Origin of the sequence: Anaerococcus cruorum (assembly GCF_046365495.1) — a bacterium.
Lineage (GTDB): Bacteria > Bacillota > Clostridia > Tissierellales > Peptoniphilaceae > Anaerococcus > Anaerococcus cruorum.
The window spans coordinates 134,177-146,057 of the sequence record NZ_JBGMEH010000008.1 but is presented as its reverse complement, the minus strand read 5'-3'; the positions used below and the strand labels follow the sequence as shown (position 1 = coordinate 146,057).

10 protein-coding genes are annotated in these 11,881 nt (G+C 33.2%); 2 read left to right on the top strand and 8 right to left on the bottom strand.

Going from position 1 to position 11,881, the window contains the following annotated elements; genetic code table 11:
• Window positions 1–7: 7 nt before the first annotated feature.
• Window positions 8–1,252, bottom strand: a complete 1,245-nt coding sequence (locus ACCQ40_RS07945; RefSeq protein WP_394018813.1) for a hemolysin family protein — start codon at window positions 1,250–1,252, stop codon at window positions 8–10.
• A gap of 119 nt (window positions 1,253–1,371) precedes the next feature.
• Here ACCQ40_RS07945 and ACCQ40_RS07940 point away from each other — a divergent pair, with 119 nt between their 5' ends.
• On the top strand, window positions 1,372–2,691 hold the full coding sequence (locus tag ACCQ40_RS07940) for an NCS2 family permease (protein ID WP_394018815.1): 1,320 nt from the start codon (window positions 1,372–1,374) through the stop codon (window positions 2,689–2,691).
• 40 nt (window positions 2,692–2,731) lie between these two features.
• Here the strand turns inward: ACCQ40_RS07940 and ACCQ40_RS07935 are convergent, their stop codons facing one another.
• Window positions 2,732–3,028, bottom strand: a complete 297-nt coding sequence (locus ACCQ40_RS07935) for an MTH1187 family thiamine-binding protein (protein WP_394011174.1) — start codon at window positions 3,026–3,028, stop codon at window positions 2,732–2,734.
• 11 nt (window positions 3,029–3,039) lie between these two features.
• A complete protein-coding gene (locus ACCQ40_RS07930) occupies window positions 3,040–4,314 on the bottom strand; it encodes a M18 family aminopeptidase (RefSeq protein ID WP_410033302.1) in 1,275 nt (424 codons plus the stop codon).
• Window positions 4,315–4,441: 127 nt separating this feature from the next.
• On the opposite strand from ACCQ40_RS07930, the gene ACCQ40_RS07925 reads away from it, so the two are divergent.
• Window positions 4,442–5,014: a xanthine phosphoribosyltransferase gene (locus ACCQ40_RS07925; protein WP_394011172.1), complete on the top strand. Its 573-nt coding sequence runs from the start codon at window positions 4,442–4,444 to the stop codon at window positions 5,012–5,014.
• Window positions 5,015–5,084: 70 nt separating this feature from the next.
• On the opposite strand, the gene ACCQ40_RS07920 is transcribed toward ACCQ40_RS07925, so the two are convergent.
• The 5 genes from ACCQ40_RS07920 to clpP form a co-directional block, all read right to left on the bottom strand.
• A complete protein-coding gene (locus ACCQ40_RS07920) occupies window positions 5,085–6,947 on the bottom strand; it encodes a flavocytochrome c (protein ID WP_410033301.1) in 1,863 nt (620 codons plus the stop codon).
• Between the two features lie 132 nt (window positions 6,948–7,079).
• Window positions 7,080–7,667 carry a ribosome biogenesis GTP-binding protein YihA/YsxC gene (yihA, locus tag ACCQ40_RS07915; protein ID WP_410033300.1) on the bottom strand — a complete coding sequence of 196 codons (588 nt, stop codon included), beginning with the start codon at window positions 7,665–7,667 and terminating at the stop codon, window positions 7,080–7,082.
• Window positions 7,664–9,994 (bottom strand): endopeptidase La, encoded by a 2,331-nt coding sequence (lon, locus tag ACCQ40_RS07910; RefSeq protein WP_410033299.1) that lies wholly within the window; start codon window positions 9,992–9,994, stop codon window positions 7,664–7,666. The genes yihA and lon overlap by 4 nt, the downstream gene beginning before the upstream one ends.
• Before the next feature lie 42 nt (window positions 9,995–10,036).
• Complete coding sequence (clpX, locus tag ACCQ40_RS07905; RefSeq protein ID WP_410033298.1) at window positions 10,037–11,266, bottom strand: ATP-dependent Clp protease ATP-binding subunit ClpX; 1,230 nt, start codon at window positions 11,264–11,266, stop codon at window positions 10,037–10,039.
• A gap of 7 nt (window positions 11,267–11,273) precedes the next feature.
• Window positions 11,274–11,867 (bottom strand): ATP-dependent Clp endopeptidase proteolytic subunit ClpP, encoded by a 594-nt coding sequence (clpP, locus tag ACCQ40_RS07900; protein WP_262122918.1) that lies wholly within the window; start codon window positions 11,865–11,867, stop codon window positions 11,274–11,276.
• Window positions 11,868–11,881: the final 14 nt, after the last annotated feature.

Below are 11,881 nucleotides of genomic sequence, written 5' to 3'. Positions count from 1 at the left end.
TATCTCCTTAAATAAATTCTATTTTTAACATTTCTATTTTATATCTATCAACTTCATCTACAGTAATTATAACATTATCTATCTTAATACTATCACCTGCTTCTGGGATTCTCGACAGATGGTCTATTACAAATCCTCCTATAGAGTCATTTTTTATCTCTTCTAGGTTCAGATTAAAGTAATCATTAAAATCATTTAAGTGCATAGATGATTTTACTAGATAAGAATTTTCTGTTAATTTAAATACATCTTGATTATCTTTATCATATTCATCATCTATCTCGCCTACCAATTCTTCCACTATGTCTTCTATAGTTACAAGTCCACTTGTTCCACCATACTCATCTATTACTATAGCAAGGGAGACATTTTCTCCTCTCATATTGGTAAATAAATCAAATATATGCATATTATCATAAACATAGAAAGCAGGTCTGATTAATTCTTCTAAAACTAAATCTTTCCCATCTGCTATAGTCGAAACTATATCTTTCATATGAAGAATACCTACGATATTGTCAATATTTTTACCATAGACTGGGATTCTTGAGTGGTTGGTTTCTTTTAGCATTTCATTTAGTTCTTCAGGAGTGGATTCTACTGAAATGGCCTCCATATTTGTTCTGGCTGTCATAATATCTGCTACATATGAATTACCAAACTCAAATACATTATTAATCATTTCGCTTTCTTCGTTATTAATAACCCCTTGTTCCTCAGAAACATCTACTATAGTTTTTAAATCTTCTTCGGTAACAAGATTTGAGCTTTCTTCTTCTCCTACAAAGGCCTTAGTTATAGCTCCAGTTATTTTTCCTAAAACAAAATTTATAGGTTTTAAGATAATATCTAAAAATCGAATTGGTCTTGCTACAGCTAGGGCTAGTTTTTCGCTATTAGCAGCTGCTATATTTTTTGGAGTAACTTCACCAAAAATAAGAACTACTATAGTTAGAATAATTGGTGATATTACCGCCCCCTTTGGCCCCATTACTTCTGTAAAAAATATGGTAGCTACAGTAGTGGTTACTATATTTACTATATTATTTCCAATTAATATTGTTGTTAAGACCGATCCTATATTATCTACTAATCTTTTTACTAAGGGAGCTTTTTCTACTCCATTTTTTTCCATTTGTCTTATTTTAAATACATTTACACTTGTAAGCGCAGTTTCTGATGAGGAAAAGAACGCTGATAATATAAGGCCTATAATAATTACAATAAGTTGTATGAGATTTCTCGTCGACATAAATCCTCCTAGATATATATTTATTATAGTAGAGAAAAATGAAAAATAAAGATTTTTAGCAAAAATAAATAATTTGCGTATAATAGCTTTTGTATCATTTTTATTTTAAGGAGGATGTAATGGCGCTTGAGTCGTTTAATGAGCGTACTTTTAAGTTACGCGAACATGGTACAGATCAAAAAACTGAAATTATGGCTGGTATTACTACTTTCATGACAATGAGCTACATACTTGCTGTAAATCCTACTATACTTTCTGATGCTGGTATGGATGCTGGTGCTGTATTTTCTGCAACAATAATTGCTTCAGTAATTGCTATGTTAATTATGGCCTTTTATGCGAATATGCCTTTTGGTTTATCTGCTGGTATGGGTCTAAATGCATTTTTCACATACACAGTTGTTATGCAAATGGGTATGAGCTGGCAATTTGCTCTTACTGCGGTATTTTTAGAAGGTATTATTTTTATTATTCTTTCTTTTACAGGAGTTCGTGAAGCCTTATTTAATGCAATACCCATAAATCTTAAAAAAGCAGTTTCTGTTGCCATAGGTTTATTTATTGCCCTCATTGGTTTATTAAATGCTGGTATAGTTGGTGTTGGTGATATTTCCCTACAACTTGGTAATATAGCATCAAAAGAAGGGTTTGTATTCTTTTTTGCTCTTATTATTATGGTTGTTCTTACAGCTAAAAATGTAAAAGGAGCCTTACTTTGGGGAATTCTTGCATCTACAGTTATTTCACTTTTCTTAGGAGTATCATCACTTCCAGAAGGAAATGCTATAGTATCTATGCCACCATCTATTGCTCCAGTTGCTTTTAAACTAGATTTTTCAAATATTTTTTCTTTTGAAATGTTTTCAGTATTATTTTCATTTTTATTTGTAGATATATTTGATACTCTAGGAACTTTAACAGGGGTTGCTACAAAAGCTAATATGCTTGATGAAGATGGCAACTTACCTGATGGATCAAAGGCACTTTTAGCTGATGCTGTTGGTACAACTCTTGGTTCACTTTTAGGAACATCTACAATCACAACATTTGTAGAAAGTTCTGCAGGTGTTGCAGAAGGTGGTAGGACAGGATTAACTACACTTTCAACTGCAGTTTGTTTTGCAATTGCTGCATTTTTCTTTCCACTATTTTCAATTATACCAACCCAAGCTACCTCAGCTGCCCTTGTAGTGGTAGGATTATTTATGCTTTCAACTGTTGTAGAAATTAATTTCTCAGATATAACAGAAGCTTTCCCAGCATTTATGACTATCCTAATGATGCCTGCAACATATTCTATTGCAGAAGGTATTTCTTTTGGAATGATTTCTTATGCTGGTATTAAACTACTAACAGGTAGAGGAAAAGAAGTAAGTCCTTTAGTATATGGTCTTGCAATTATCTTTTTATTAAGATATATAGCTCCTTTATTTGTATAAATAAAAAAGATTGCCATTTTTATTTGGCAATCTTTTTTTCTTATAATTTATCTTCTACAGATTTTACTTTATAATCCATATCATGGTCGCTATCTCGTCTATCATCCATTTTTATTACTGTATAAACGCGATCTGATCCTTCTTTAAATACTTCTTCTTGCATCTTTCTTGCAATTTCAAAGCACTTATCAGCATCAGCTTCTATAACAGTGCCCATTGGGTTTAGCTTGTGTTTTACACCTTCAGCTTCTAAAATTTTGCTAGCGCTTGCTACATATTTACTAACTGAAGTTTCTTTTGTACCTATTGGTATTAAACATATTTCCATTATTGCCATAATTTATCTCCTTAAAAATTTGTTTCGTAAAATGCCTTATAAATCTTATAAGCATCAAAGTGGTCTTCTATCCCGCCTAGCTCTCTTATAGAATGCATAGCTAGAATTGGTTCGCCGACATCTATAGAATTTATTCCAAGTCCTGTTGAAGCAATTGGCCCTATGGTAGACCCACCAGCCTTATCATTTCTGTTATGAAATTTTTGTAGCTTACAGCCAATGCTATTTGCTAAATCAATTAATCTAGCATTTGAAGTAATATTTGATGAATACGCACCATTTGCTGCAGTTTTTATTACCAGTCCCCCATTCATCTTTATGGGATTGGTTGGGTCGTGGTAGTCTTTAAAATTTGGGTGAATAGCATGGGCTTGGTCAGCTGAGATGAGATAAGTATTTGCTAGAGCAATATAAAAATCTTCATCATCATAGCAGGTATTATCCGCTAATCTTTTTAAAGTATCTCTTAAAAATGGTGAAAATGCACCAGTTGGAGTTCTAGACCCTATTTCTTCATTATCATTTAAAACTAAAACATTGTTTTTGTTAGCTTTTGCATCCACAAAGGCCATTAAAGATGCATGGACAGAGCCTAGGTTATCTATACGGCCTATTTGGTACATATTATTTATTATTGCACCCTTTTGCCTATCATATAGACCTAAGTCAAAATCCAAAATATCATCAGCATTTATGCCAATTTCTTCAGCCAATAATTTTTCTAGATAACCATTTTCAAAATTTTCTTCGATGGTTTGGATAATTGGATATAAGTGGTCTTGCGGATTTAGTTCAAATCCCTTACTTACCTCCCTATTCATATGGATGGCTGCATTTGGGATGGTGAGTAAATCTTTATCTATACTTACCAATTCACTTTTAATTTCTCCATCCTTTTTATAGGAAACTTTACCAGCAAGAGATAATGTCCTATCTGTCCATGTAGAATAAATCATCCCACCATAGGGTTCAATATTTATTTTTAAATATCCGCTATCATTTACTTCTGCATTTGATTTTACCTTAAATGTAGGGCTATCTGTGTGAGATCCTATTATATCAAACCCCTTTGTTAGGTCATCTCCTATAGTGAAGGCAATTAGAGCAGTATCATTACGAGTGACAAAGTATTTGTCATTTTTTTCTATCTCCCATCTGGTATTTTCTGAAAGCTCTTTAAAGCCATTTTTTAACAAAATATTTTTTGCATTTACTACTGCAAAATAATTTAATGGACTACTATCTATAAATTTAATTAAATCTTTACTAAACTCTAAACTATTCATAATATTATTTTACCCATCTTCGTTTTGGGTATCTATAAAGTAATTAAAGAGAGACTTTTGACTAATTTAGCTATTATCCTTATAATAGTAATAATAAGTTATACATATAAAAATATAAGGAGTTAAGATGAAAGAATTAGAAAATAAAATCTTAGAAGAGGGTGTAGTTCTAGGAGATGACATTTTAAAAGTAGATTCTTTTTTAAACCAACAAATTGATGTTGAACTAATCAAGAAAATGGGCAAAGAATTTGCTGAGCATTTCAAGGATAAAAAAATAGACAAAGTATTTACAGTAGAATCATCTGGTATCGCTCCAGCCCTAGCAACTGCAAGCGAGCTTGGAGTAAAATGTGTCTTCGGTCGTAAAAAACAATCTTTAACAACTAGCGAAGATGTATATCATTCAAGCGTATTTTCGTTTACTAAACAAGTTATGAATGAACTTATAGTAAATAAAGAATTTATCAATGAAGGAGAAAACGTCCTAATGATTGATGACTTCCTTGCAAACGGCCAAGCTGCAAAAGGAATGATAGCAATCATCCGTCAAGCAGGAGCAAATCCAGTAGGATGTGGAATAGTTATAGAAAAATCTTTCTCAAATGGACGCAATATTATTGAAGAAATGGGCGTAGAAATATATTCTCTAGCTAGAATTGCAAAACTTGAAGATGGCAAAATAGAATTTGCTGAATAATTTAACTACCAGGTTTATCCTGGTTTTTTTGTACAAAAAAAGTAGCCATATAGGCTACTTGTTTTTTTATTTATTTTGCATGTTCTGCTGCATTTTTACCAGCTATTCTACCAAATACTGTAATATCTGCTATAGCTGCTGATCCAAGTCTGTTTGATCCGTGGATACCACCTGTAACTTCTCCTGCTGCGTATAAACCATCGATTACTTGATCATCTTTTGTTAACACTTCAGCTTCTTTATTAATTTTTAGTCCTCCCATTGTGTGGTGAACTGCTGGAGCTGCTTTTAGCATGTAGAATGGTCCTTCTTCTACTGTCCATCCTAACATTCTTAGGTTGAAGTCTGGATCTTCTTCTTTTTTGGAATTTTCGTTAAATCTTTCTACTGTTTTTAGTAGCTCATCTTTGTCTATATCAAAATGTTCTGCTAATTCTTCTATAGTATCAGCTTTTACTAAATTTCCTTTTTCAAATTGTTCTTCAGCTTCTTGTGGATTAGATGCCATTGTTCCTGTGGTTTCATTTGATTTTTCATCCCATAGTAGGTATCCTACGTGGTCTGTTTGATCTTTTATAGCAAGGGAAATTTCACGTCTTGTTGCAAGTTCTTCAACGAATCTGTCCCCTTCTTTATTTACAAGTAACGCACCACCAACAAGTCTTGTATCTCCTACATAAAGTAGTCTACCTGTTTCTGGGTCACATACTGGGTAAAGTTGGATTTTGTCCATATCAACTGTATCTGCACCTAGTGCTTCTGCCATGATGATACCATCACCTGTAGCTCCTGGTGAGTTTGTTGATTTAATATGTTCATCTATTTCGTGGTCATTTTCGTAAGTCATTTCGTCATTTGAACCGAAACCACCTGTTGCAAGTACTACTGATTTAGCATTTACTGTTAGGTTTTCATCTGGAGTTTCAGCTTTGACACCTGTTACTTTGCCATCTTCAGTTAAGATTTCTTTTACATCTGCTTCTGTGATTACTTCGATTCCTAGTTCTTCACATTTTTTAAGGTAATTTTTAATTAATTCATTACCTGAGTGAGCTTCTGGGATAAGTGATCTTTTTACTGAATGACCACCAAAGAACATTAAGCTATCTAGCCATTTTACTCCGATGTCATCTCTTAACCAGTAAGCATCTTCTGTAGCATGGTCTGCTAGAACATCGATTAGTTCAGGGTTACCACCAGCTTCTTTTACATCTTTTGCAAATAATTCTTTGCTATCTTCTATACCTTCTTTTTCTTGAAGTTCATTAGCTGGAGCTGCCATTTCTCCACCAGAAATTAATGTATTTCCACCAACTTGTGGCATTTTTTCTAGTAATACTACATTAGCTCCATTTTCTTTTGCGGTAACTGCTGCTGCAAAACCAGCTCCACCACCACCAACTACTACAACATCTACATCTTTTGTTGCATCTGTTCTTTCTTTATCCTTGCTAGTAAAGTCTTTTTTATAATCTTCTAGATTGTGGCCACTTTCAGTAATTGCCGCTGAAACTGCTTCTATAAGAGCTGTTGATGAGAATGTAGCTCCTGATACTGAATCAATATTTACAGATTGATTTTCAATGATTTGTGGAACCATTTTCTCAATAGCAGCTGCTCCAAGACCTTCTGTCTCTTCGTGGTCTACTTTTATGTCTGAGATTTTATCACCATCAAAGCTTACATGAGCGATAACATCTCCCTTGTATCCCTTAGCTTGTCCATCAATAGCATCTGGATCAACTTTAGAAGTATCTTTTTCTTCTTTTTCCTCTTTTGTTTCATCTACTTTTTTTGTCTCTTCAGTCGATTGCTCGCTTACTGTTGTATTTGTAGATTTATCTTCTGTGTCTTGGGCTGTGTTATTTGCACCACAAGCAGAAAAGATTAGTGACATTGATAATATGTAAGGTAAAATTCTATTTCTTTTCATAACTCCTCCATTTTTAAAATTTTACTTATGTAATTATATTATCAAAGAAAAACGTTTTATGCAATGTATTAAAGCATATAGTTGTTAAAGATAGTTAATATTTAGCAAATAAAAAATCACACCTTTGTGTGATTAATTATTTACGATAACCTCTACCTGTTCGTTAATAACAGAAAGGTTGTGTTTATTTTCTGATGAATAGGCAAAGATAAGTCCTTCGTCATTTATATTTAGTTTATTTTTTATAGCTTTAATATGCTTAGATAACTTATTTTTAGATATTTTATCATACTTGGTAGCTATTACAAATCCAGTAAATCCTGAGTCTATTATCCAATCATACATTTGCACATCTAGAGCAGTTGGCTCATGACGAATGTCTACTAAAAGGAAAACTTCTTTTAGATTTTCTCTATCATGGAGGTATTCATTTATTAGCTTATCCCATTTTGCTTTTTCAGCCTTGGAAACTTTTGCATAACCATAGCCCGGCAAATCTACCAATCTAAATTTATTATCAATATTATAAAAGTTTATAGTACGAGTTTTACCAGGTTTGGAGGAAGTTCTTGCTAAATTTTTCCTGCCTAAAAAAGCATTTATAAAGGATGACTTACCTACATTTGAACGGCCAACAAAGGCAATTTCTTCAAGATTTTCCGCTGGCCATTGAGATTTAAATCCTGCTACTTGCTCTAATTCTATTTGGTTAAATTTCATATCAAGGCCCTATCTATTACTTCAGAAACATTATCTACTTCTATAAAGTTTATTTTATCTCTTATTTCTTTTGGAATATCTTCTATATCTCTTTTATTATATCTTGGAATAATTACATCATGGATGCCGTAAGTATAGGCTGCAAGTGCTTTTTCTTTTAGACCTCCGATTGGCAATACATCACCTGTTATAGTAACTTCTCCAGTCATGGCTAGGTCATTTCTAACTTTTTTACCAGTTAAAGATGAAACCATAGCTGTTGTCATGGTAATCCCTGCTGATGGACCATCTTTTGGAGTTGCTCCTTCTGGAACGTGAACGTGGATGTCTTTGTTATCATAAAATTTACCGCGTATGCCTAAGTCTTTGGCATGAGCTCTAATGTATGACATAGCAGCTTGGCCAGATTCTTTCATAACATCACCCAAAGATCCAGTAAATTCTACATTACCCTTACCTTCCATAGTACTTGCTTCTATAGTAAGCATAGTACCACCTACAGAAGTCCATGCAAGGCCATTTGCTACTCCAACCTTATCTTCTTTTGAGATATGGTCATCAAAAAATATTTCTTTACCAAGATACTTACTATAATTTGACATAGTAACTCGTATTTGGTCTTTGCCTTCTAGAATTTCTTTTACAGCCCTTCTACAAATCCTTGCAATAAGTCTTTCTAGCTCGCGGACCCCTGCTTCTCTAGTGTAGTTTTTGATTATTACTTCTATAACATTATCAGATATAGTTAGCTCATCTTCATTTAGACCATTTTTTTCCATTTCTTTAGATACTAGATATTTTTTAGCTATATTTAACTTTTCACTATTGGTATAGCCAGATATTTCTATCATTTCTAGCCTATCATAAAGAGCATCTGGAATTTCATTTGCATCATTTGCAGTTGTAATAAAAAATACATCTGATAAATCAAAGGGTACATCTACATATCTATCTATAAATTTATCATTTTGCTCCGGGTCTAGAACTTCAAGTAAGGCTGATGATGGATCTCCCCTAAAATCAGAACCTAATTTATCGATTTCATCTAAAAGAAAAACTGGATTATTAACACCAACACGGTTAATATTTGATAAAAGTCTACCAGCCATAGCTCCTACATAAGTTCTTCTGTGACCACGTATTTCACTTTCATCAGTTACCCCACCGAGTCTCATTGAAACAAACTCACGGTTTAGGGCACGTGCTATTGATTTTGCAATAGAAGTTTTACCAACTCCTGGAGGGCCTACTAGGCATATAACTGTTCCCTGGTTGTTGTTATTTTTTATTCTAACTGCTATAGATTCTAAGATTCTTTCTTTTACTTCATCTAGACCATAGTGGTCTTGATCTAAAATTTCACTAGCATTTTTTATATCTAGGACATCTTTTGTTTTCTCATCCCAAGGAAGATTTACTGCAAAGTTTAAATAAGCACTTATTACGCCATAATCAGGACTCATTTCTGGAATAGCTTCTAATCTTTCAGCATCTTTTAATAAAGATTTTTTACTATCCTCATCAATACTTAACTTATTTATTTTATCAATTAATTCTTGAGCTTCACTTTCAAAATCTCCAGTTGTTTCGCTAAGTTCACGGCGAATTGCTTCTATTTTTTCTCTAAGATAATATTCTTTTTGAGATTGGTTTATATTTTCTTGAACATCTTCTTCTATTTCAATGCTTAAATTTTTAAGCTCTATTTCTTTTGATAAAATACTATGCAGCAATGATAGTCTTTTTTCTGTATCAAGCTCTTTTAATAGTGCATAGTATTCTTCAGCTTTTAAATCTAAGTGATAAATTATAATATCAGCTAATCTTTGAAGGTTATACACCTCTCCTATAGAAGATACTGACTCGTCAAAATTTGAGCCATCTAGCTCAATATAAGTTTTAAAATCTTCTATTAGCATTTTACGAAGGGCTTCTTTTTTATTTGTTTCAGATTCATTTTCTTCTATATATTCGTATTCTTCTACTACTGCTTTATAGAAGCCCTCACCTGTACTTACTTCTTTTATTTTTGCAATTGATTTTGCTTGCACATAAACCCTGATATCTCCATTTGGTAGGCTAAATGATTCTTTAATACTTACAACCATACCATAGTCGTAGAGGTCATCAGACCTAGGATTTTCATCAAAAACATTTTTTTGATTTACTAAAAAAACATCCTTGTTAGTTACATTTGCATTATCAATTGCATTTTTTGATATGGGTCTTGCACAATCAAAATTTAAAATTGTATTTGGATATGCCCAGAGTCCCCTAAGGGGTACGAGTGGATATTCGTTTCTGCTTATTTTATAAACATCTGCCATTATTAACTCCCGTATAAAAAAGGGAATGGCTAGCCACTCCCCTTATCTTTTCTTGTATTTTAGTTTTGAGCGATCCTTAATAGAATCTTTAGTTACAACTACTTCTTTTATATCTGTTTTTGATGGGATTTCATACATCACATCTAGTAATAAATCCTCAAGTATAGTTCTAAGCCCACGCGCTCCTGTTTTTTGAGCTATAGCTTCTTTAGCTATCTCATGCAAGGCCTTATCCTCAAAGGTAAGTTTTACATTATCTAATTCAAATAATTTTTGATATTGTTTGATTAGTGAGTTTTTAGGCTCTTCTAAAATGCGAATTAGTGCTTCTTCATCTAGACTATCTAGGGTTACAATTATTGGCACCCTACCTATAAATTCGGGTATAAGCCCAAATTTTAGCAAGTCTTCTGTATTTACATCTGCTAGATTTGCCTTATGGTCTGCTGCTACTATTTCTGCGCCAAAACCTATGGTCTTTTGAGCTTGTCTGCGATTTATTATATCCTCGATACCATCAAAGGCACCACCTAGGATAAATAAAATATTGCTTGTATCAACTTGGATATATTCTTGGCTAGGGTGTTTTCTACCACCTTGTGGTGGAACATTTGCCTCAGTTCCTTCAATTAATTTTAAAAGGGCTTGTTGGACACCTTCACCAGATACATCTCTTGTTATAGAAGGATTTTCACTTTTTCTTGTGATTTTATCTATCTCATCTACATAAATAATCCCATGTTCAGCAGCTTCTATATCATAGTCTGCTGCTTGGATTAGTTTTAAAATAATATTTTCTACATCTTCACCCACATAGCCTGCTTCTGTAAGGCTAGTTGCATCTGCAATTGCAAATGGAACATTTAGCTTACGAGCAAGAGTTTGGGCTAGAAGGGTTTTTCCTGAACCTGTTGGTCCTAGCATAAGGATATTAGATTTGTTAAGTTCAACATCATCTATATCCTCTTTGTTAGCATTTATCCTTTTATAATGGTTATAAACAGCAACTGCTAGGGTCTTTTTGGCATCATCTTGGCCAATTACATATTCATTTAGAAAATCATTTATTTCAGCTGGAGTAGATAAGATTATATCTCCATTTTCATCGAAGTAGTCTTCGTCAAATTTTACTTCTGCATTTATTATCTCGTCGCAAAGACTTACACATTCATTGCAAATGTAGGCGTTTGGCCCTGCAATGATGCGCTCTACTTGAGAACTATCTTTGCCACAAAACGAGCATTTTACATCTTCTTCTTCGAAGTTTGCCATCTATTTCCTACTTACTTTCAATAACTTGATCGATTAGACCATATTCTAGGGCTTCTTGAGCTGTCATGGCAAAGTCACGATCTGTATCTTTTTCAATTTTTTCTAGGTCTTGGCCTGTATTTTCAGCTAAGATATGATTTAATCTATCTTTTATTTTTAAGATTTGCTCAGCTTGGATTACAATATCAGATGCTTGTCCTTGAGCACCACCGCTTGGTTGGTGAATCATGATATTTGAGTTTGGTAGAGAAAATCTCTTACCTTTTGCACCTGATGATAGTAAAACTGCTCCCATACTTGCTGCTTGCCCGATACAAATTGTAGATACATCTGGTTTGATGTAGTTCATTGTATCAAAAATAGCAAGACCACTTGTTACAACTCCACCTGGAGAGTTGATATAAAATTGAATATCTTTATCTGGGTCTTCACTTTCTAAGAAAAGTAGCTGAGCAATGATTATATCACTCATTTGGTCATTTACTTCCCCAGATAGGAAAATAATTCTATCTTTTAAAAGTCTAGAATATATATCATAGGCTCTTTCGCCCTTGTTTGTTGATTCTACTACAGTTGGTACTAAGTAATTTCTAGTTTGCATATTATCTCCTTAAT

Bases quoted from the DNA above. Each gene is read 5' to 3' on its own strand.
- ACCQ40_RS07935 (WP_394011174.1), bottom strand. From the start codon at position 3,028: ATGGCAATAATGGAAATATGTTTAATACCAATAGGTACAAAAGAAACT.
- yihA (WP_410033300.1), bottom strand. From the start codon at position 7,667: ATGAAATTTAACCAAATAGAATTAGAGCAAGTAGCAGGATTTAAATCT.
- clpP (WP_262122918.1), bottom strand. From the start codon at position 11,867: ATGCAAACTAGAAATTACTTAGTACCAACTGTAGTAGAATCAACAAAC.
- ACCQ40_RS07930 (WP_410033302.1), bottom strand. From the start codon at position 4,314: ATGAATAGTTTAGAGTTTAGTAAAGATTTAATTAAATTTATAGATAGT.
- ACCQ40_RS07925 (WP_394011172.1), top strand. From the start codon at position 4,442: ATGAAAGAATTAGAAAATAAAATCTTAGAAGAGGGTGTAGTTCTAGGA.
- ACCQ40_RS07945 (WP_394018813.1), bottom strand. From the start codon at position 1,252: ATGTCGACGAGAAATCTCATACAACTTATTGTAATTATTATAGGCCTT.
- ACCQ40_RS07920 (WP_410033301.1), bottom strand. From the start codon at position 6,947: ATGAAAAGAAATAGAATTTTACCTTACATATTATCAATGTCACTAATC.
- clpX (WP_410033298.1), bottom strand. From the start codon at position 11,266: ATGGCAAACTTCGAAGAAGAAGATGTAAAATGCTCGTTTTGTGGCAAA.
- ACCQ40_RS07940 (WP_394018815.1), top strand. From the start codon at position 1,372: ATGGCGCTTGAGTCGTTTAATGAGCGTACTTTTAAGTTACGCGAACAT.
- lon (WP_410033299.1), bottom strand. From the start codon at position 9,994: ATGGCAGATGTTTATAAAATAAGCAGAAACGAATATCCACTCGTACCC.